The following is a 20,143-nucleotide window of genomic DNA, read 5'->3' as shown; positions in this document are numbered from 1 at the left end:
AACTATGCTTGCCGCGACAGAGACAAGGAAAGTGTTTATGTAATCTATAAATACCGCCTCCTTTCTGCTGGAGGTGCGACAGCAGTTTTATTTTATCATGTTTATTTGTAGAACTCCATATACTGCGGTATAAAAAAATGGTGTCTAAAACTATGAAAATTTAGGGATAGTAAAAATCATAAAATCATGATATACTATTACAAAGTATCTGTCCGTGCGGATCATTCTTGTCCGGGGCGGCTGTGAAACAGAAAGGATGTGTGAGGATGAACAAATTCGATACGATGAGTAAAGACGCACTCAGCAAAATGGAAGAACTTATAAACGCGTCCAAGCTGAATGAACTGCTTCATAAAAAAGAAGAAGAGGATAAGAAAAAGAATTGTATCCTCTGGGTGCTTGCTATCATCGGCGCTGTTGCTGCTGTAGCCGGAATCGCATACGCAGTATATCGCTTCTTTACACCGGATTATCTGGAAGATTTTGAAGACGATTTCGACGATGATTTCGACGATGACTTTTTCGAGGAAGAGGAAGAAGCTCCGAAAAAAACGGAAAAAGCTGTCGAGAAGGATGACGAGAAAGAAGCTTAAGCCGAAATGCTTACAAACACAATGAGAACGAGGCTGTGGCAGGGATCGCTTGCACAGCCTTTTTCTGTGCATAAAAACATATCAGGGAACGAGGCATCGTTTGTGCGCTGTGCGATCAGAAACGGAAAAATCCGATTCCCGGCAGAAAAAAGGAGTACAAAAATTATATGAAAAAAGGTGAGATCTACACCGGTACAGTGGAAAAGATGGATTTTCCAAATAAAGGAATCCTCCATATCGGAGAGGAAAAGGTAGTTGTAAAGAATGCGCTCCCGGGGCAGACCGTCGAGATCGCGATCTCCAAGCAGCGCAAAGGAAGATGCGAGGGAAGACTCCTTAAGGTCGTGACTCCTGCAGCATACGAAAACACAGAGGGCGCATGTCCTCATCGTGCGGACTGCGGCGGATGTACGTACCAGACGGTTCCTTATGAGGAACAGTTAAAGATCAAGGAGCAGCAGGTCCGGGCTCTTTTAGATCCGGTTCTTCCGGCCGGCTACAATTTTGAGGGGATCAAAGGTAGTCCGTTGACAAAGGCATACCGCAACAAAATGGAATTTTCCTTCGGAGATGAGTTTAAGGACGGTCCCATGACTCTGGGAATGCATAAACGCGGCAGCTTTTATGATATCGTGACCGTGGACCGGTGTGTGCTGGTGCATCCGGACTGCTGTAAGATCTTAAGAGCGACGTTGGATTATTTTACGGAGCACGGAGCAGTCTTCTATAAAAAAATGGCGCATGTCGGTTATCTGAGACATCTTCTTGTCCGCCGCGGTGTGAAGACCGGGGAGATCCTTGTAGATCTTGTGACCTCCACCCAGACGGAGGGAACCTGGAAGAGTGAACAGAATGAGGAAGCGCTGCTTGAGGGCTGGAAAGAAAAACTTCTGGGACTGGATCTGGAAGGCTCTTTTGCCGGAATCCTCCACACAGAAAACGACAGCCTTGCGGATGTGGTACAGAATGACCGCACGGTGATCCTTTATGGACAGGACTTCTTTATGGAAGAGCTTCTCGGATTAAAATTTAAGATCACTCCATTCTCCTTTTTCCAGACCAACTCTCTCGGTGCGGAGGTGCTCTATGAGACGGCCCGCGAATACATCGGTGAGACAGACGGAAGAAAGGTATTCGATCTCTACAGCGGAACCGGTACCATTGCCCAGATCCTGGCTCCGGCGGCAGAACATGTGACCGGCGTGGAGATCATTGAGGAAGCTGTTGAGGCGGCGAAGGTGAACGCGGCGCAGAATGGACTGACAAACTGCGACTTCATCGCGGGAGATGTCTTAAAAGTATTGGATACCTTAGAGGAACGCCCGGACCTCATCGTTTTGGACCCGCCGAGAGACGGAATCCATCCGAAGGCGCTTCCAAAGATCATCGACCATTATGGATGCGAAAAAATGATCTATATTTCCTGCAAACCAACGAGCCTTGCGAGAGATCTCGTCGTGCTGCAGGCGAAAGGTTATGAGGTCACAAGAGTATGCTGCGTCGACATGTTCCCGGGGACGACGCAGGTAGAGACGGTAGCTCTTTTAACTAAAAAAAGTGACTTAGGAAAGTGAGAATATCAAGAAATATATCCTGGAGAAGCATGGGGTGAAGGTGCATACTGCTTATATAGCAGAAGTAAAACGGGATTGTGAATTGGATATGCGTCCTAATTATAATGTTTCAAAGAAAGAGGCTCCTGAGATAAAATCCTGTACTCCAGAGAAAAGGGAATATATCATGGAGGCACTGAGGTATTATAAGCTGGTAGTGTAGTTTACAGGGTAGAGAAAAAACAGCATAAGATTCAAGAAAGCAGAAGCAGTAGGATTTTTCCTATGATAGCTTCCGCTTTTTCTTTTTGCCGGTATCCTTGTCTTTTGCCTGTCCGTACCGGATAATATGAGTAGAATAAAAAGTGAAGCTGACCAGGATTTTCACTATTGCTCTGGCGAGGTGTGCCATACTCCCAAGGAATTGTTCGACCTCTTAGCTGATGATTACCGGACTTATGTGGAGATTGAACTGACCAAAGGCAGACGGGAGTTGACGGAAGATGATGAGAGAGAAGCGGATGCCTTGCATTTCTTCGGATATTCGTATACAATGTATCGTGTTGAGTATTATCCATGCGGAGGTGCGGTATGAACGGAATTAAGGGCTATATCTCCATAAGGGAGGCCTCCTATCACTGGGGCGTGTCAGAGCGGCGGGTCAACCAATATTGCGCCGAGGGGCGGATCCCCGGCGCGTCCCGGTTCGGGCGCTCATGGGCAATCCCGGAAAATGCAGAGAAACCGTCCGACCCTCGCAGGAAGGCCACGGAAGGAGGCGGTGGATATGATCTCCGATGAAACCGCATACCGACGGTATCTTGACGGAGAGCAAAAAGCTGCCGACCTGCTGGTGGAACGCTACGGCGATGCGCTGACACTTTACATCAACGGATACATCAAGGATATTCATGAGGCGGAGGATCTGATGATCGAGGCCTTTTCACAGCTTTTCGCAAAGGAGCGGCCGATTGAGGGTGTGGGCAGTTTTAAGGCATATCTTTACAAAACCGCTCGTCACCTTGTGATTCGACATAAGCAGAAAAACCGTCTTGCGTTTCTGCGCCTGGATGAGTTGGACTTTGAGCCGCAAAGCAACACCCTGATCGATACCGATCTACTTCGCAGCGAACGGGATCGCCAGTTGTATGATGCGCTTGAAAAGCTGAAAGCAGAATACCGGGAAGCACTCTATCTTGTCTATTTTGAAGATATGAGCTACCGCGATGCGGCAACGGTCATGAACAAAAGTGAGAGCCAGATCACAAAACTGGTTTACCGTGGAAAACAAAGCCTGAAAGTAATTTTGGAGCAGGAGGGATTTACTTATGCGGACAAGTGAGGAGCGTGCCCGCCTGATCCACAGGCGGACAGCGGAAATTAAACAAGAGCATCGAAAAAAGAAACAACAAGGGCTATATGCAGTCTGCATGGCGGCCTGCCTGTTTTTGGTGATCGGCATCGGTGCAATGATGCCGGGATTGATGAGGAACGCAGCGGACGGAAGCATCGTCCATTCTTCAGGAACGGCAAGCCTGATAGGAAGCCATGCCGCACTTGGCTATATCATGATGGGGCTGTTGGCATTTTTCCTTGGAGTTTGCGTGACAGTTCTTTTATACCGTCTGCATCGGAGATGTGAACGACAGAAGCAGGAGGATGCCGGAGATGGAGAACTTTGAACTCATTGATAACCTTTTTCAGATCACGGTGTTGCTCTGCGCCTGTGTCGCTGCCGGTATTCTTGCCATTCGGCACAGGAACCGTAGCCTCCTGATTTTATCTCTCGCCTATGCCTGCTTTGCCATGGGGACGATATACTATGTGCTGTATCTGGTCATCATTGGTATCTGGCCGCAGGTATTTTATGTGGCGGAGATTTCGTGGCTGGCCGCGTGGCTTTTTTACCTGTCTGTGCAGATATTGCCAGCGGAGGGGAAGAAATATCGATTTTCTCTTCCTGCCGGAGCCACAGCAGCAGTCATTACGGCAATCGCCTTTCTCGACCACGATTTCGGCCCGTCTTATCTTATTTCCGCACTGTTTTCGCTCACGGCGGGCGCGACTGTGTATCTCTCGGTGTCCCACATGCGGCACGGCGGCTTGTATCGAAAGAGGGATGTTCAGATGATCATCTGTGTTGTGCTGCAAGTACTGCTGTATCTGGTTTCGAATTACACGCATGACTATACGCGCTTTCAGCTCTACTACGCTGTAGACCTTGCGCTGACGTTATCCATGGCGGCGCTTCTGCCCCTGACACTGCGGGAGGTGAAGCAGGCTTGACCTATATTGAAAACATTTTCCTCTGCCTTGCGCTCCCGCTGATCTTATCCCTGTTTTTCATGAAGGGGCGCGTTCGGCGCTATGCGCTGTTTTTGACCGTCGGTATGGCCTGTTGCCTGCTCAGCGCCTATGTCAGCAGCTTCTTCATGGGGCAATACGGCGTGGACGGCACCGTTGCCGCTATCGAGATCACGCCCGTATGTGAAGAAGTCATGAAACTGCTGCCACTGCTGTTTTTCTATCTGATTTTTGAGCCGGAGCCGAAAGAGATGCCGGCGGCAGCCATCGCCATCGCCGTTGGTTTTGCTACCTTTGAAAACGTCTGCTATCTGACGGAAAACGGCGCGGCCAATTTCAATTTTCTGCTGATTCGCGGGATCTCTGCCGGAGCACTGCATATTCTCTGTGGCGTTTTTTCCGGCTTCGGTGTTTCCTATGTGTTTCGCCGTCACTGGCTGGCAGCAACCGGCACCGTGGGCATTCTTGGAGCCTGCATCGGTTTCCATGCCATCTATAATCTGCTCATCACGGCGGACGGTGTATGGAAAACGGCAGGATATCTCTTTCCGTCGCTGCTCCTCCTCTGCCTATACGCAGCAAAGCAGCTGCTGCCAAGGCAGAACATTTCCTTTGAATAAGTACAGATTTCGCGCGCAGAGCCGTCCCAAATTCGGGGCGGCTCAATTTTTTTGAATTTTTTTCGATTTTGGGTGGAAGGATTTTGGATTTCATGTCTTTTAGGAAGTAGAAGGTCGTTGATTGACCTTGGGAACAAAAAGCGAAAGGAGACATTGACAATGACCAGCAGAACGGAGCGCCGGGTTCGGGAGATCCGGCGACGGGCGAGGCAATACAGGAAGCGGCACGAAAGGCGCGTGCTTTCCACCTTAAGCGTGTGCAGTCTGCTTCTCTTTGCCGGTATCGGTATTCTTTTGCGGAAGGTACAGTCAGGTGGCGTCCCCACCGTGGCGGACAGCTATGGCTCTGTGCTGCTGCGAGGAGGCGCAAGCGCGTACATTGTTGTCGGCATCGCCGCCTTTGTGGTGGGGGTGACAGTGACCATGATCTGCATCCGGCTGAAAAACAAATCAAAAGACCGTACAGTCAGTACGGAAGAAAGGGAGGACTAAATGAAATTGAAAAAACGGATATTGAGCCTGCTGCTCTGCGGCGCAATGCTCTTTTCCCTCTGCTCTCAATCCGTGTTGGCCGAGGAGAATGGGCAGGCGGGCGGCGTTACAGCAGGCACAAGCGGCCTGTGCGAACACCACCCGGAGCATAACGCGGACTGCGGCTATACCGAGGGCATCGAGGGGACACCCTGCAATCACGAACACACCGAGGACTGCTATACCCTTGTGACCGAGTGCGTTCATGAACATGACGAGGACTGTTACTCGGAGGAAAGTGTTTCCGGCAATGAGGCGACCCCGTCCGGCGCACAGAAGCGGGAGCCGACCGAATGTACCCATGCGTGCAGCGAGGAAAGCGGGTGTATCACAAAGGAACTGAACTGCCAGCATGAGCATGACGATGAGTGCGGCTACTCCCCCGCAGCCGAGGGGACGCCCTGCGGATATGTCTGCGAGCTATGCGGCGCGGGAGATAATACCCCGTCCAATGCGGAGGCTGTCACGGTGGCAAGCGTACAGGCCATGATCGACGGTTTACCGAACGCAGAAGAAATCACTGAAGAGAACGCCGAGGAAGTCAAGGCGCAGCTTGAGGCCATCGACGAGGCGAAGGAGAAGCTCTCCGACGAGGAAATCGATGAGCTGGATATGACCCGGTATGCAGAAGCTGCCGCTGCATTGGGGGCGCTGGCTGCGCCAATGCTATTGGCCAATGATTCGCCTGACGAGCAGTTTTCCCTCACCCCCGGCATCACCTACTGGTTCGACCTGTCTGGGACGGAGATTCCGGGCGAGAAAAACGACAATCTGCCGGACAAGTCCCTCCACTGGGTTCCCTTTACCTATGTGGGGACGATTAACGCCTATTCCCGCTCCTCAGAAGGTATAAGCACTGAAGATGCGGTAACGCCTTACAACCACAGCCTGTTTATTGCGGACTACAATGTAACGCATACGGTAAGCTGGGATGACTTAAATACTGCGAGTCTGATTTTCGGTAAAAATTATGCCAGCTACGGCGTGGACTATACCCTGCGCGCACCGTCTGTGGGAAGTGGTTATACAGGTTCGGGCGATTCCGAACGCGGCACGCCGTCAAATAATGAATGGGACACGATGCTGAACAAGAACAGCGGATATGTCAAAAACTGGAATACAAAGTATTCGTGGGGGCAGGATACTTCTTCTGACAGCGCGTCGCGCCGGGCGTACCGTGGGTGCTATTCGGCCCGCCTCTGGAGTTGGGACGACTCGTCCGGTCGGCGCGAGTTCCTCGGTTTCCGCCCCGTCCTTGAAGTCCTGAACCCTGACACACTGGGCTCTGACGGACTGAAGGTCGTTACCCTTGACCTTGGCGGCGGCAAGCTGGGTAATAGCTCCGATGCTATTCAAATCATCGTGAAAAACTGCAGCGAGTTTGCCGCACCTGCGTCCGATGGTCTGACCCGCCCTGACGGAAATAAAGGCGATTATTTTATGTGGAGCGGAAACAACAATAAACGCTACGCTCCCGGTGAGAGTGTTCCTGCTGATGTGACGGAACTGACGGTGCAGTGGACAGCCCCGACCTATACAGTGACGCTACACACGAACGGCGGCACGATCAACAACGGTAATGTCACCGGATACACCTACGGCGTGGGCGCAACGCTTCCGACAGCCAACGATATGACCTATACGGGATATACGTTCAAGGGATGGTATGACAACGAAGGCTTGACCGGCGTTCCTGTTACGGCAATCAGCGACACCGAAACGGGCAATAAGGAGTATTGGGCGAAGTGGGAAGCAAATACCTACACCGTCACGCTGAACACAAACGGCGGCACGATCAACAGCGGCAATGTCACCGGATACACCTACGGCGTGGGTGCAACGCTTCCGACAGCGGACGATATGACCTATACAGGCCACATGTTCAAGGGCTGGTATGACAACGAGAGTCTGACCGGCTCTCCTGTTACGGCAATTGGCAGCACCGAAATGGGCAATAAGGAATACTGGGCGAAGTGGGAAGCAAATACCTATACCGTGACATTTTACCCTAATGGTGGCAGTGTCAATCCGGTTGCTGCTACCACAGATAGTTCCGGCAAGCTGTCCTCTTTACCTACACCAACCCGTGGTGGCAACTATCGTTTTGATGGATGGTACACCGAACAGACCGGCGGCATAAAAGTTACCTTAAATCAGGTTTATACGGCAGATACCACCCTATATGCCTACTGGATCTATACTAGCGGCAGTTCATCTTCCGAAGACAGGGACGATCCCTCTGGCAACGCCTTTATCACTGATCGTCCGAACAAGGATAACCCGACCACACCAACTACAGCAAAATCAAATTCTGTAAAAGTGGATAGTAAGGGAAATGCAGTGATTACAAGAAGCATAGTTGCTGATGTTATCTCCGTTGCCCAGTCTGACTCAATAAAGCATGGGAATACGAAAAACGGTATCGCGGTGGTTGTTCCTGTGGAAATCAGCAAAGCGTTAGCTGGTGTGCAGATTACGCTGAAAGCAGATGCACTGGATAAACTAGTGTCCTCTGGTGTCAAACGGTTCACCATCGATACCGACAGTATGGCTGACTTTGGATTTATGCTGGATACCCTAAAGGAACTGAACCGTCAGACTACCGGAGATCTTATTCTAAAAATGAAGAAGACCGCAGTTACCTCTCAGGAAGTAGAAACAGCCATTGGAAATCGCCCGGTCTATGATATTACCTTATGGGAAGTAAAGAACGGCAAGGAAACTGCTGTCAACTTGAGCGGGAAGACCGTCAGCATTGCAATTCCGTATACTCCGGCGAAAAACGAGCAGCCTGGCAACCTGTATGCGGTTTATGTGGACGAAAACGGTAATGTACAGTGGATCAGCAAATCCAGCTATAATATGGATCAGAAAGCAGTGATTTTTGTAGCAGAGCATTTCAGCATCTACGGCATAGGCTACAAGAATCAGATTCCTGCCTTTACCGACGTGAACAACCACTGGGCAAAGGACAATATGCTCTTTGTTGTTAGCCGTGGGCTGCTGAGTGGTACCAGTGCCACCACCTTCAGTCCCAATACCGGCATGACCAGAGGAATGTTTGTCACCGCACTGGGGCGATTAGCAGGTGTTGACCCGGCTGATTACCAGACCAGCATGTTTACCGATGTGAAAGAAGATGCTTACTACGCCCCCTATGTCAACTGGGCGGCAAAGACTGGCGTTGTCAGTGGAACGACAGATACTACTTTCGCCCCGGATACCAACATCAACCGCGAGCAGATGGCGGTCATTATGAAGAACTACGCTACCAAACTGGGCTACACCATCCCGAAAACGCTGGAGGCTGTGACCTTTGCCGATAACGCGCAGATTTCTTCCTGGGCAAAGGATGCGGTCAAGTCCATGCAGCAGGCGGGCATCCTTGCGGGCAAGACAAACAACTGTTTCGACCCTGCTGGAACCGCAACCAGAGCCGAAGTCGCTACCGTCCTGCGGCGGTTCGTGGAGATCGTCATCGATCCGCAGACTGCCAACGGCTGGGTGCAGAATGACAGCGGTGAATGGAGTTACTACAAAAACGGGGATTTGGTCAAAGGTTGGCTCTCTAATGATCAGAAGTGGTACTGGTTGGACAAAAATACCGGCAAAATGTTCTCTGGTGGTTGGAAGCAGATTGACGGTAAGCAGTATTACTTCTACGCAGATGGCTCTATGGCGGTGAATACCACCGTAGACGGCAAGACCATCGGTGCGGATGGAGCCAGAAAGTAAGTTTTTACCAGCAAATTAAGAATTAAAACAGGGGCATTCCAAACGACATGTGTACTGGAATGCCCCTTCTACAATAAAAGACTGTTTGCCCGTAATAGCAGCGGACAAAGAATAAACGCGGTCGGGTAAGCAGATACCCAGCCGCGTTTATTCTTTCTCTGGGTTTCCCCTTGTGTCGAGCATTTTGTCAATCAGGGCAAGTAAAAGCTCCTGTTCCCGATGACTGCATTGTAGGACTAAACGCTGTATGCGCTCTACGATTTCGCTCTCCTGTTCTATCTGCGGTGCGAGAACTTCATCAAATGAAGCACCAATAGCATTAACGAGACGGATCAGGACGTCCAAGCTCGGCTTTCGTTTGTCATTCTCGATAGCTGCTAGAAAACGAGAACTGATTTCGGCACGATCCGCAATTTGCTCACGGGTATAATCCCGTTTTTCTCTAGCGCAGCGAAGGGAACAACCAAATGAGAACATAATTTGTTGCTTTAGAAAGAAAGTGTATTAGTTCTGTTTCTGGTGAGAAAGAGTCCACATGGTGGTAGATATGAAATCATAGCCAGACACAGACGAAAAGAAGCAGCACTATGGGCAGGGCTTACAGGATTCGATTTTGACAGGCGTGAACGTGAGACGGTAGGCAGAAGAAACGTTGTCACTGATAAGGATTTGACCAGAGACGGTAAATGGAAGTATAATTGGACTGAGAGAAAATAACAGGAGTGACAATATGATAAAAAATCAAGTACATTCATCTCAGTCAGGAATCTTTGACATCAGTGCGGCAATGCTTCATATCATTGCTATGACATTTATGCTGATGGATCATCTCTGGGCTACGCTTCTTCCGGCGCAGGACTGGCTGACCTGCGTAGGAAGGCTCGCGTTTCCCATCTTTGCATTTATGGCAGTGGAAGGATATTTTCACACGCACAGCTTTAAAAAGTATATTCTCCGGCTGCTGCTGTTTGCGGTGCTGTCGGAGATCCCCTTTGATCTGATGTATGGCGGAACCTGGTTTTATCCGTTTCATCAGAATGTGATCTGGACATTGTTAATAGGACTTTCTGGAATCCATTTGATGGAAAAAGTTCGAAAAAAACGGAAGCTGTGGATCTTTCTGCCGACGGCGGTACTGGTCGTGCTGGTTGGAAGTGCGCTTGGGACGGTAGGGATGGCAGATTACTACGGTGCAGGTGTATTGACGCTGTTTATTTTTTACTTTTTCCGGGGAAGAAAATGGTGGTGTTTTTCCGGACAGCTTCTGGCGCTTTATTGGGTCAACGTAGAGCTTCTGGGAGGTCTGATGTACCCCATCCGTTTTTTGGGGATGGACTTTGAACTCTGCCAGCAGGGACTTGCATTGCTTTCATTGCTTCCGATCTGGCTGTATCGTGGACGGCAGGGCTGCCATACGAAAGTCTTCCAGTATAGCTGTTATGCGTTTTATCCGGTCCATATGCTGCTTCTTGCATTGGTGTTGAATTATGTGAATCGATAATGATAAGATCTGTGGCTGCAGGGGATACGACCCTGCAGCCATTTTTTATGTAACAGGAAATTCCGAGGAATTCCCAGTTACATAAAAAGGCACTGACGTGCCAAAGAGCGCACTCGCGCGAAGATGTAAATTGTCGCAAGCGACCGCGCGAGGCGCGAGAATGTGCCAAGGCACATTCTTTTTCATTAACAGGAAATCTTATGGCATGTATAAAAAGAGCGGTAGGATTGTTTCCTTTATTTTAAATATTCATCCATCCAGTCAATGATCTCCGTCATCCGGTCGATCCTGTTCTCCGGCTTTCCGCCTCTGGACAGCTCATGATTTTCTCCATGGAACAGGCAAAGCTTCGACGGGCAGCCGTTCCGCTTGATGGCGCTGAACATGGCGAGTCCTTCCGCCATATAGCATCGGTAGTCCTCATCGGAGTGGATAAATAGTGTCGGTGTCTTGCAGTTCGGCGCAAACTGGAGCGGGGACTGCTTCCAGAGAAGCTCCACATCGGTCCTCGTGTTGGCTCCCTGGTTGTTTAAGATGAAGGTATGTCCGATATCGGAGTTGTGCTCAAAGGATACCCAGTTAGAGATGGAACGCTGGGAAGCCGCCGCGTGGAACCGGTCTGTATGTCCGATGATCCAGTTTGTCATGAAGCCGCCGTAGGAGCCGCCTGCGACACCGAGATGTTCCGGATCGATCATCGGGTACCGTTTCAGGACTTCATCCGTGAAATCCATCAGGTTCTGATAGTCCACAGTTCCGTAGATTCCGTTGATATTTCCAAAGTCCGTGCCCCGTCCGTCAGATCCTCTCGGGTTGCAGAAGAACACAAAATATCCGCGGTTTGCCCACATCTGCATCTCATGATAGTAGACATCTGAATAAACGGTTCTAGGACCGCCGTGGATATTTAAGATACCGGGATAGGACTTTCCTTTCTCGAAACCTGCCGGTTTTAATACCCATCCGTGGATCTCGTACCCATCGCTGGCAGTAAATGTGAAGGCTTCCGGAGTCTGGACATCGTACTCGTCGGTGAGCCAGTCATTCATGTGGGTCACCTGCTTGCCGTCTACAAAAAGTTCCGCAATGTGGAGGCCGTGGAATTCCATGGAGGCGATGTGTCCGCCCGCAAGATCGAAGCTGTCGCAGGAGCTTCCTGCCGTCAGCGGCCCGGAGACAGTGCCGCCCCGGGAGATCTTATAGAGATGGGAAAAATCTTCCACGGTGGAAATATAGTAAAATTCCCCGTCCACAGCCTTAAATGTCTGTCCTGCGCCGAATCTGGAATCGGAGCCCACGGAGGAGCCGCCGATGGAAGATTCATAAGGATGGATCAGCTTCATGGATCCGTCAGCGAGATCCATATGGTAGAAGTCACAGTATTTCGTCGTATCCTTATAGGAGTCATCCGTTGCCGCAATGAGTGCAGTCTTTTCGTCTAAGAGGGAGACAACTCCGGTGCGCATGGAATCCGGCGCGATCAAGGTTTTTGTCTCTCTGGTGGAGAGGTTATAAAGATAAACGCCCGGACGGATTCCCATGACACTCTGTTTCCACGGATATGCCTTGTAGAGCAGGAGGTTTCCAAGGACAGAATACTGGGAGCAGTCAGTCCATTCGTCCGCCACGTAAGTGAGCTTATCGGATCCCATATCATAGACAGCGTAACGGTTTCTCTTCGCGTTCGTGTATCCCTGGCCATTGCCCCAGAACGGAAGCTCGTCGAAGACCTCGTAAGATTTCTTCCTTGTATCCTTGTAATTATCATGGCGGATCGTCAGGAGGTAACGCCCGTCCGGGAGAAGACGGATCCCTGTGACGGAAGCCGGAACCGATGCGCGGCATGAGGCTTCGCCGCCGGACGGGGAGATTTCATAAAAGAAAGAAGTGCCGTTTTCTTTTTCCTTTTTAAGGGCCGCAGTCCGGGCCGCAGTAAAGATCAGCGTATTTTCTGCTGTCCAGGACCAGATCTTCGCGTCACCGGCGCAGGTGACACGGGAGACAGTCTTCTTCCCGAGATCATACAAGTACAGGTCAGACAGATAGCCATTGGTCTCCCGGTCCGGTACGGATACCGTGAAGGCGATCTTCGTTCCATCGGGTGAGAAATGTGGGTTGCTCAAAAAACGGAACTTCAGGAATGTGTCGATCTCAATCTTCTTCATCGTCATGTCCTCCATAATTAATATTTTGTAATAGGAAATCCGAAGAATTCCCTATTATACAAACAGGCACTAATGCGCCAATGATGCGCACTTGCGCAAAAATGCAGGTCAGATGCATCCATCCACAGAATCTGCCGGGCTGACCCCGGAAGATCATAGACCGGAAGGCACTGGATCGCTATGAAATGAGTATAAATACTCAGAGTGGAATGTGTCAAGGAAAAGTGGAGCAGGGGTATCCGGAAAAAGCGCTTGCCATATCAGAAAAATGATGTTAAAATATTTTAGACTATGTATAATGCGCACGAAAAGATCCCTGGGACTGGTGCACGAGAGATAAAAAAGAGCGAGATGCGAAGAGAAAGGAAGCTAAAACGATGTCAGGACATAATAAATTTTCCAACATCAAACATAAGAAAGAGAAGAACGACGCAGCAAAGGGTAAGATCTTTACCGTAATCGGAAGAGAGATCGCTGTCGCAGTTAAAGAGGGCGGCGCTGATCCGGCTAACAACAGCAAACTGCGTGATGTAATTGCAAAAGCGAAAGCAAACAACATGCCGAACGATACCATCGACCGCGGTATCAAAAAAGCTGCCGGTGACTTAAACTCTGTAAACTACGAGAACTTAACATACGAAGGATACGGCCCGAGCGGTGTAGCGATTATCGTTGACACACTGACTGACAACAAGAACCGTACTGCAGCTAATGTTAGAAGCGCCTTCACAAAGGGCGGCGGAAACGTAGGTGCTCAGGGAAGCGTTTCCTTCATGTTCGACCGCAAGGGCCAGATCGTGATCGACAAAGAAGAGTGTGATATGGATGCCGACGAGCTCATGATGGCTGCACTTGATGCAGGCGCTGAGGATTTCTCCGAGGAAGAGGACAGCTACGAGGTTATCACAGATCCGGACAACTTCAGTGCGGTCCGCGAGGCTCTCGAGAAAGCCGGAATCCCGATGGTAGAGGCTGATATTACTATGATCCCGCAGAACTGGGTAGAACTTACTGACGAGGAAGCGATCAAGAAGATGCAGAGAATCCTTGATCTCCTTGACGAGGATGATGACGTACAGGCTGTATACCACAACTGGGATGAATAAAGAATCGTAATTGTGTATGTTGTGATCCCCTTTCACCAGAATTGTACTGATGAGAGGGGATTTCTTCATAGTAACAGGAAATTCCGGGGAATTCCCTGTTACATAAAAATAAGCCGGCAGCCGGAAGGCACCGGGCAGTCACATAAAACATAGAACTGCAGGAAAAGTGGAGAGCGTGGAGCTTTCCGGAGGCAGGAGGGAGGAGTCCGTTATGACGGATATGAAGAAAAATATTAAAAGGACAGCAGTGCTTTCCGTGGTGCTGATCCTGATGTTCGCGACAACCGTATTTGGCGCAGAGCAGACGGAAGAGTATGTGCCGGCGGTCTACGCGACGTTCTGGGCGCTCGTTCCGCCGGTCGTGGCGATCGGGCTGGCACTTATCACAAAAGAGGTGTACAGTTCCTTGTTCGTCGGTGTTCTCATGGGTGGAATCCTGTATTCCGGTTTCAGCTTTGAGGGAACGATCACCCATATCTTTGAGGATGGAATGATCAGTGTTCTCTCTGACAGCTACAATGTGGGAATCCTGATCTTCCTTGTGATCCTTGGAACGATGGTGTGCCTGATGAACCGGGCCGGCGGGTCGGCAGCATTCGGCCAGTTTGCGGCGGATCATATTAAGGGACGCGTGGGCGCGGAGCTTGCGACGATCCTGTTGGGCTGTCTGATCTTTATCGATGATTATTTTAACTGCCTGACTGTGGGAAGCGTGATGCGCCCTGTGACAGACAAATTTAAAGTCTCAAGAGCAAAACTCGCGTACCTGATCGATGCGACGGCAGCTCCGATCTGCATTATCGCGCCGATCTCTTCCTGGGCGGCCGCGGTTACCGGATTTGTTGAGGGCGAGGACGGATTTTCTATCTTCGTGCGGGCGATCCCATACAACTTTTACGCGATCCTGACGATCGTGATGATGATCGGAATGGTACTCTTACGGACAGAATTCGGCTCTATGAAATTTCATGAGAAGAATGCGCTCAAGGGGGACCTTTATACCACGCCGGGACGTCCGTATGACACGGAGAAACAGCCGGAGGTCTCTGTCAGGGGAACTGTTCTGGATCTTCTGATCCCGATCATATCCCTGATCATCTGCTGCATGATCGGCATGCTCTATACGGGTGGATTTTTCTCAGGAGAGGATTTTGTGACAGCCTTCTCCCAGAGTGACGCGTCCCTGGGACTTACGATGGGAAGCTTTTTTGGACTTTTGATCACCATCGGTCTCTATCAGGTGCGCCGGGTCCTGAAATTCTCCGAGTGCATGGCATGTATCCCGGAAGGCTTTAAGTCCATGGTCCCGGCGATCATGATCCTGTCCTTCGCATGGACACTGAAGGCGATGACGGACAGCCTCGGCGCAGATGTCTATGTGGCGACTGTGGTTGCGTCCAGCGCCCGTTCCTTCTTAAATTTCCTTCCGGCGATCATCTTCGTTGTGGGCTGTTTCCTGGCATTTGCGACGGGAACATCCTGGGGAACTTTCGGAATCCTGATACCGATCGTTGTTGCGGTATTTGAGAACAGCAATCCGGATCTCATGATCATCTCCATCTCCGCCTGCATGGCAGGAGCTGTCTGCGGGGATCACTGTTCCCCGATCTCTGACACGACGATCATGGCGTCTGCCGGTGCCCAGTGTGAGCATGTAAACCATGTGACGACCCAGCTTCCGTATGCGATCGTGGCTGCGGTGGTATCCTTTATCTCCTACATCATCGCAGGCTTCGTCCAGTCCGCCTGGATCGCACTTCCGATCGCGATCGTGCTGATGGTGATCACGATGCTTGTGATCCGCGGGATAAACGGGGTGCTGAAAGAAGAATAGAGAAGAAAAACAAAAAGAGCAGAGGCTTTTTCAGCCTCTGCTCTTATAAAAATCGGGGCAACAGGATTTGAACCTGCGACCTCTCGGCCCCCAGCCGAGCGCGCTACCAAGCTACGCCATACCCCGGAAGTAAATTCATTATATCAGAATCCAGGGAAAAATCAACAAAAAAATCATGGATCTTTCTGTGCCGTTGCAAAGCTGCACGGGAATTGATATAATGAAATACATGAAAACAGGAAGGAATCAGAAAAATATATGAAACCTACGATCCTTTTATACCATCTGCCGGAGGGCGAGAGACTGTTAAAGATCAAAAAAGCGCTGTTTCCACTTGGAATGAAGCTTCGCGCAGTGAAGAAGGAAGAGTATCTGGAACCGGTGGGATATCTCGCAGGAGTGAAGGAGATCACTTCCTGCGGCGAGATCTACGACGGAGAGGACTTTGAAAAAGAGATGATGGTGATGGCAGGTCTTACGTCCGGACAGGTGGACCGGGTGATCCTGGCGCTCAGAAAGGCAGGAGCCGGACGGATCGACTACAAGGCAGTGCTCACACCGACGAACCAGAACTGGAATGCGCTGAAATTGTATGAAGAGCTTGCGGGAGAGCACGCGCGGATGAATCAGTAAAAAGCATACCCGGACGGGAATTGGAAGAAACTGATGACAGATCGTGCCAGGGCGGAAAAACTGCAAATAGGCATGGGAAACAAAAATGGTTAAGAATGTCTGATCGGACCATAGAGTGGAGGAATCAGCCGATGAAAGATGAAAAAAAGCAGAAAAAAGAAGTCCTGAAAAAAGAGATGGAAAGACTTGGAAGCCTGCAGCGGGAATGTAAGGAGGAAAAGATCCCGGTCTATCTCCTGTTTGACGGGTATGATGGCGCCGGAAAGGGCGTTCAGATCGGGCGTCTCATGCAGGCGCTTGATCCGAGAGGATTTGACGTTTACACCGGAGACAAGGATACCGAGGAGGAGGCACTCCGCCCGTTCCTCTGGAGGTTTGCGGTCCATGCCCCGGCAGCGGGGCGGATCGCGATCTATGACACGAGCTGGTACCGGGGAGTCCAGGCGGACCGCTTTGAGGGGATCCTGAAGGAGAAACAGGTGGATGCAGCGTTTGAGGATATTCTTGCATTTGAACGCTGTCTCGTGGACGGCGGAACAGTCATCGTGAAGCTGTTCCTCGAAATATCGGAAAAAGAACAGGCAAAACGGTTTGAAAAACTCCTGGGATCAAAGGATACCGCATGGCGCGTGACAGAAAAAGAGCGTGAGAGGAACGCCCACTACGGAAAATACAAAAAGATCAGCGACGAGATGATCCGCCGGACCGATATGCCTTACGCACCCTGGTATGTGATCGATGCGAAGGATAAGACGGAAACGGCCCTTACAGTGATAAAGACGGTGGCGGATGTTCTGGAAAAGGCGCTTGAGAAAAAACGGGCAGGAAAAGAGCCGGAATTTTTTGAAGCTCCGCTCCCGCCGGACCGGTATGAAAAAGGGATTCTTGCGAAAGCGGATCTTACGAAGAGCCTCAAGGAGGCAGAGTACCGGAAAAAACTGGCAAAGCTCCAGAAACGCCTGGAGACGCTCCACGGGGAACTCTATCGTCTGCGGATCCCGGTGATACTGGGATTCGAGGGATGGGATGCGGCTGGAAAAGGCGGCGCGATCAAGCGTCTGACAAGCCACCTCGACCCGAGAGGTTACAAGGTCTGCCCGACGGCATCCCCGAATGACCTGGAAAAATCCCACCACTATCTCTGGAGATTCTGGAACAATGTGCCGAAGGCCGGACATATCGCGATCTTCGACCGGACCTGGTACGGAAGAGTCATGGTGGAGAGGATCGAGGGATTCTGCTCCGAGGCAGACTGGCATCATGCCTACCGGGAGATCAACGAGATGGAAACGCATTTCGTCAATTCCGGAGCACTTGTCCTGAAATTCTGGATCCAGATCGACAAAGATGAGCAGGAACGGCGCTTCAATGACAGGATGAAAAATCCGGAGAAACAGTGGAAGATCACGGACGAGGACTGGAGAAACCGGGAGAAGTGGGATTCCTATGTCCTTGCAGTGAATGAAATGTTGGAAAAGACTTCCACGAAGGACGCACCCTGGATTGTCGTGGAAGGAAATTCCAAATGGTATGCGAGGATCAAGGTCCTCGAGACTGTGGCGGACGCCATGGAGAAAAAGATAAAAGAAGTGGAAAAAGATAAGAAGAAATGAGTAAAGTTGTGATTATCGGCGGCGGGGCAGCGGGAATGGCTGCTGCCATCGGCGCCGCGGAGTGCGGACATGACGTCTCCGTCTATGAAAAAAATGAAAAGCTTGGAAAAAAGATCTATATTACAGGAAAAGGAAGATGCAACCTGACAAACGGCTGCGATACGGAGGACCTGTTCAGACACATGGTCTCCAATGGAAAATTCCTCTACAGTGCGATCTACGGGTTCACGAATTTCGATATCGTGGATCTCGTGGAGGCAAATGGCTGTCCGGTAAAGGAAGAGCGCGGCGCAAGGATGTTCCCGGTATCGGATCATGCATCCGATGTGACAGGGGCTCTGGAGCGGAAGATGAGATCCCTCGGCGTAAAGATCTTTCTGAATGAGCCGGTAAAGGATATCGTGATCCGCGAGGAAAAGGCAGCCGGGATCATCTTGGAAAAATCAGGAAAGACCGTAGAGGCCGACGCGGTGGTGATCGCCACAGGCGGACTTTCCTACCCGTCTACAGGGTCTACCGGGGACGGATACCGGTTTGCAAAGGAGGCAGGCCATACGGTGACACCGCTGTCACCGGCGCTTGTCCCGTTCGTGTGTGCGGAGGACGATGTGAAAGAGCTTCAGGGACTTTCCCTGAGAAATATAGAGGTGACGGTCTGGAACGGAAAGAAGGTTCTCTGGAAAGAATTCGGGGAAATGCTGTTTACCCATTTTGGCGTCAGCGGACCGGTCGTTTTAAGCGCCAGCAGCTATGCTGCGAAGATCATCAGAAAAACGCCTCTTAAGATGGATATCGACCTGAAACCGGCGCTCTCGAAAGAGCAGCTGGACGCCAGGATCCTGCGGGATTTCGACGAGGCGAAGAATAAGCAGTTCAAGAACGCGCTGAACCATCTCTTCCCGGCAAAACTGATCCCTGTGATGATCAAAAGAAGCGGGATCGATCCGGAAAAACAGGTCAATGAGGTGACGGCTGAGGAGCGGAAGCGCCTGGTTGACCTCACGAAGGCATTCACGGTAACGCTCACAGGACTTCGCGGATATAATGAGGCGATCGTGACCCAGGGCGGCGTGAATGTGAAGGAAGTAAATCCGTCCACGATGGAGTCGAAGAAGTTAAAAGGTCTCTACTTCGCCGGAGAGGTCCTTGACCTGGACGGCGTCACCGGCGGATTCAACCTGCAGATCGCCTGGTCGACGGGAATGCTGGCCGGAAGAAGTGCGGAATAAATGAACAGTCACGAATAAATAAAAAAACTTGAAATAAACTAAGGGGAGAATGACATGTCTTTTAATGTAGCGATCGACGGCCCGGCAGGGGCCGGAAAGAGTACCGTGGCAAAATCTGTCGCGGCACTGAAAAACTTTATCTATGTGGACACCGGAGCGATGTACCGGGCCATGGCACTCTATTTTCTTCGAAAAGGCATCGACAAAACGGACGAGAGTGCGATCAACGCCGCGTTGGGTCAGGTGGAGATCACGATCCGCTATGAGAACGGTGCGCAGCAGGTGATCTTAAACGGTGAGAATGTGTCCGGTCTGATCCGCACCGAGGAGGTCGGAAATATGGCATCTGCGACTTCTGTCTATAAAAAGGTCCGGGAGAAGCTTGTAGAACTCCAGAAGGAGCTGGCGAGACAGGCGGACGTCATCATGGACGGCCGCGATATCGGAACCTGCGTCCTTCCGGATGCCGACGTGAAGGTGTATCTGACTGCAAGCTCCGCAGTCCGTGCAAAACGCCGCTACAATGAGCTCAAAGAGAAAGGCACTGACTGTGATCTCGACGAGATCGAGAAGGACATCATCGACCGGGACTACCGGGATATGCACCGGGAGAATTCTCCGTTAAAGCAGGCGGAGGATGCGGTGCTTCTTGACAGCTCCGACATGACTCTGAAGGAAGTTGTGGACGCGATCGTTGCGATGATCGAGAAAAAGCAGGGTGCGTGA

At 50.7% G+C, this 20,143-nt stretch carries 18 protein-coding genes and 1 tRNA gene; 16 read left to right on the top strand and 3 right to left on the bottom strand.

What is annotated here, in order from left to right:
• Positions 1–266: 266 nt before the first annotated feature.
• The 9 genes from GPK90_RS09855 to GPK90_RS19055 all read left to right on the top strand — a co-directional run bounded on the left by GPK90_RS09855 (position 267) and on the right by GPK90_RS19055 (position 9,336).
• Complete coding sequence (locus tag GPK90_RS09855) at positions 267–593, top strand: hypothetical protein (RefSeq protein WP_021905760.1); 327 nt, start codon at positions 267–269, stop codon at positions 591–593.
• Between the two features lie 167 nt (positions 594–760).
• Positions 761–2,167 carry a 23S rRNA (uracil(1939)-C(5))-methyltransferase RlmD gene (gene rlmD / locus GPK90_RS09850; protein WP_182426808.1) on the top strand — a complete coding sequence of 469 codons (1,407 nt, stop codon included), beginning with the start codon at positions 761–763 and terminating at the stop codon, positions 2,165–2,167.
• 328 nt (positions 2,168–2,495) lie between these two features.
• A complete protein-coding gene (locus GPK90_RS09845; RefSeq protein ID WP_486463636.1) occupies positions 2,496–2,741 on the top strand; it encodes a hypothetical protein in 246 nt (81 codons plus the stop codon).
• Between the two features lie 192 nt (positions 2,742–2,933).
• Positions 2,934–3,488: an RNA polymerase sigma factor gene (locus GPK90_RS09840; protein ID WP_118531871.1), complete on the top strand. Its 555-nt coding sequence runs from the start codon at positions 2,934–2,936 to the stop codon at positions 3,486–3,488.
• The gene (locus tag GPK90_RS09835) at positions 3,475–3,828 is read left to right on the top strand and encodes an MgtC/SapB family protein (protein ID WP_118531869.1); all 354 of its coding nucleotides are present in this window, start codon (positions 3,475–3,477) and stop codon (positions 3,826–3,828) included. Before GPK90_RS09840 ends, GPK90_RS09835 begins: the two co-directional genes overlap by 14 nt.
• On the top strand, positions 3,815–4,432 hold the full coding sequence (locus tag GPK90_RS09830; protein WP_118531867.1) for a hypothetical protein: 618 nt from the start codon (positions 3,815–3,817) through the stop codon (positions 4,430–4,432). The genes GPK90_RS09835 and GPK90_RS09830 overlap by 14 nt, the downstream gene beginning before the upstream one ends.
• A complete protein-coding gene (locus GPK90_RS09825; RefSeq protein ID WP_118531865.1) occupies positions 4,429–5,070 on the top strand; it encodes a PrsW family glutamic-type intramembrane protease in 642 nt (213 codons plus the stop codon). The genes GPK90_RS09830 and GPK90_RS09825 overlap by 4 nt, the downstream gene beginning before the upstream one ends.
• Before the next feature lie 159 nt (positions 5,071–5,229).
• Positions 5,230–5,562 (top strand): hypothetical protein, encoded by a 333-nt coding sequence (locus GPK90_RS09820; RefSeq protein ID WP_118531863.1) that lies wholly within the window; start codon positions 5,230–5,232, stop codon positions 5,560–5,562.
• Entirely contained in the window at positions 5,563–9,336 is a 3,774-nt protein-coding gene (locus tag GPK90_RS19055) for an S-layer homology domain-containing protein (protein ID WP_252197411.1), read from the top strand.
• Positions 9,337–9,483: 147 nt separating this feature from the next.
• Here the strand turns inward: GPK90_RS19055 and GPK90_RS09800 are convergent, their stop codons facing one another.
• The gene (locus tag GPK90_RS09800) at positions 9,484–9,813 is read right to left on the bottom strand and encodes a helix-turn-helix transcriptional regulator (RefSeq protein ID WP_182427702.1); all 330 of its coding nucleotides are present in this window, start codon (positions 9,811–9,813) and stop codon (positions 9,484–9,486) included.
• Positions 9,814–10,066: 253 nt separating this feature from the next.
• On the opposite strand from GPK90_RS09800, the gene GPK90_RS09795 reads away from it, so the two are divergent.
• Entirely contained in the window at positions 10,067–10,837 is a 771-nt protein-coding gene (locus GPK90_RS09795) for a TraX family protein (RefSeq protein WP_215702855.1), read from the top strand.
• A 236-nt stretch (positions 10,838–11,073) separates the two neighbouring features.
• On the opposite strand, the gene GPK90_RS19050 is transcribed toward GPK90_RS09795, so the two are convergent.
• Positions 11,074–13,002, bottom strand: coding sequence for an alpha/beta hydrolase family protein (locus tag GPK90_RS19050; RefSeq protein WP_252197410.1), 1,929 nt, complete (start codon positions 13,000–13,002; stop codon positions 11,074–11,076).
• Between the two features lie 377 nt (positions 13,003–13,379).
• On the opposite strand from GPK90_RS19050, the gene GPK90_RS09785 reads away from it, so the two are divergent.
• Both GPK90_RS09785 and GPK90_RS09780 read left to right on the top strand, forming a co-directional pair.
• The gene (locus GPK90_RS09785) at positions 13,380–14,108 is read left to right on the top strand and encodes a YebC/PmpR family DNA-binding transcriptional regulator (RefSeq protein ID WP_015554900.1); all 729 of its coding nucleotides are present in this window, start codon (positions 13,380–13,382) and stop codon (positions 14,106–14,108) included.
• Between the two features lie 211 nt (positions 14,109–14,319).
• A complete protein-coding gene (locus GPK90_RS09780) occupies positions 14,320–15,942 on the top strand; it encodes a Na+/H+ antiporter NhaC family protein (RefSeq protein ID WP_486463666.1) in 1,623 nt (540 codons plus the stop codon).
• A gap of 52 nt (positions 15,943–15,994) precedes the next feature.
• On the opposite strand, the gene GPK90_RS09775 is transcribed toward GPK90_RS09780, so the two are convergent.
• Positions 15,995–16,068, bottom strand: a tRNA-Pro gene (locus tag GPK90_RS09775).
• 132 nt (positions 16,069–16,200) lie between these two features.
• Between GPK90_RS09775 and GPK90_RS09770 the strand changes: the two genes are divergently transcribed.
• The 4 genes from GPK90_RS09770 (at position 16,201) to cmk (ending at position 20,143) form a co-directional block, all read left to right on the top strand.
• Positions 16,201–16,575 carry a DUF3783 domain-containing protein gene (locus tag GPK90_RS09770; RefSeq protein ID WP_118531855.1) on the top strand — a complete coding sequence of 125 codons (375 nt, stop codon included), beginning with the start codon at positions 16,201–16,203 and terminating at the stop codon, positions 16,573–16,575.
• A 131-nt stretch (positions 16,576–16,706) separates the two neighbouring features.
• The gene (gene pap / locus GPK90_RS09765) at positions 16,707–18,188 is read left to right on the top strand and encodes a polyphosphate:AMP phosphotransferase (RefSeq protein WP_215702854.1); all 1,482 of its coding nucleotides are present in this window, start codon (positions 16,707–16,709) and stop codon (positions 18,186–18,188) included.
• Entirely contained in the window at positions 18,185–19,417 is a 1,233-nt protein-coding gene (locus GPK90_RS09760; RefSeq protein ID WP_142411190.1) for a BaiN/RdsA family NAD(P)/FAD-dependent oxidoreductase, read from the top strand. Before pap ends, GPK90_RS09760 begins: the two co-directional genes overlap by 4 nt.
• 54 nt (positions 19,418–19,471) lie before the next feature.
• Positions 19,472–20,143 (top strand): (d)CMP kinase, encoded by a 672-nt coding sequence (gene cmk, locus GPK90_RS09755; RefSeq protein WP_118297828.1) that lies wholly within the window; start codon positions 19,472–19,474, stop codon positions 20,141–20,143.

The organism is Clostridium sp. MCC344, from assembly GCF_018785365.1.
Lineage (GTDB): Bacteria > Bacillota > Clostridia > Lachnospirales > Lachnospiraceae > Pilosibacter.
This window is presented reverse-complemented; position numbering and strand designations above follow the sequence as displayed.

What these genes read in the sequence shown, in the direction of transcription:
- GPK90_RS09855 (WP_021905760.1), top strand. Translation starts at nt 267, where the DNA reads ATGAACAAATTCGATACGATGAGTAAAGACGCACTCAGCAAAATGGAA.
- rlmD (WP_182426808.1), top strand. Translation starts at nt 761, where the DNA reads ATGAAAAAAGGTGAGATCTACACCGGTACAGTGGAAAAGATGGATTTT.
- GPK90_RS09845 (WP_486463636.1), top strand. Translation starts at nt 2,496, where the DNA reads ATGAGTAGAATAAAAAGTGAAGCTGACCAGGATTTTCACTATTGCTCT.
- GPK90_RS09840 (WP_118531871.1), top strand. Translation starts at nt 2,934, where the DNA reads ATGATCTCCGATGAAACCGCATACCGACGGTATCTTGACGGAGAGCAA.
- GPK90_RS09835 (WP_118531869.1), top strand. Translation starts at nt 3,475, where the DNA reads ATGCGGACAAGTGAGGAGCGTGCCCGCCTGATCCACAGGCGGACAGCG.
- GPK90_RS09830 (WP_118531867.1), top strand. Translation starts at nt 3,815, where the DNA reads ATGGAGAACTTTGAACTCATTGATAACCTTTTTCAGATCACGGTGTTG.
- GPK90_RS09820 (WP_118531863.1), top strand. Translation starts at nt 5,230, where the DNA reads ATGACCAGCAGAACGGAGCGCCGGGTTCGGGAGATCCGGCGACGGGCG.
- GPK90_RS19055 (WP_252197411.1), top strand. Translation starts at nt 5,563, where the DNA reads ATGAAATTGAAAAAACGGATATTGAGCCTGCTGCTCTGCGGCGCAATG.
- GPK90_RS09800 (WP_182427702.1), bottom strand. Translation starts at nt 9,813, where the DNA reads ATGTTCTCATTTGGTTGTTCCCTTCGCTGCGCTAGAGAAAAACGGGAT.
- GPK90_RS09795 (WP_215702855.1), top strand. Translation starts at nt 10,067, where the DNA reads ATGATAAAAAATCAAGTACATTCATCTCAGTCAGGAATCTTTGACATC.
- GPK90_RS19050 (WP_252197410.1), bottom strand. Translation starts at nt 13,002, where the DNA reads ATGAAGAAGATTGAGATCGACACATTCCTGAAGTTCCGTTTTTTGAGC.
- GPK90_RS09785 (WP_015554900.1), top strand. Translation starts at nt 13,380, where the DNA reads ATGTCAGGACATAATAAATTTTCCAACATCAAACATAAGAAAGAGAAG.
- GPK90_RS09780 (WP_486463666.1), top strand. Translation starts at nt 14,320, where the DNA reads ATGACGGATATGAAGAAAAATATTAAAAGGACAGCAGTGCTTTCCGTG.
- GPK90_RS09770 (WP_118531855.1), top strand. Translation starts at nt 16,201, where the DNA reads ATGAAACCTACGATCCTTTTATACCATCTGCCGGAGGGCGAGAGACTG.
- pap (WP_215702854.1), top strand. Translation starts at nt 16,707, where the DNA reads ATGAAAGATGAAAAAAAGCAGAAAAAAGAAGTCCTGAAAAAAGAGATG.
- GPK90_RS09760 (WP_142411190.1), top strand. Translation starts at nt 18,185, where the DNA reads ATGAGTAAAGTTGTGATTATCGGCGGCGGGGCAGCGGGAATGGCTGCT.
- cmk (WP_118297828.1), top strand. Translation starts at nt 19,472, where the DNA reads ATGTCTTTTAATGTAGCGATCGACGGCCCGGCAGGGGCCGGAAAGAGT.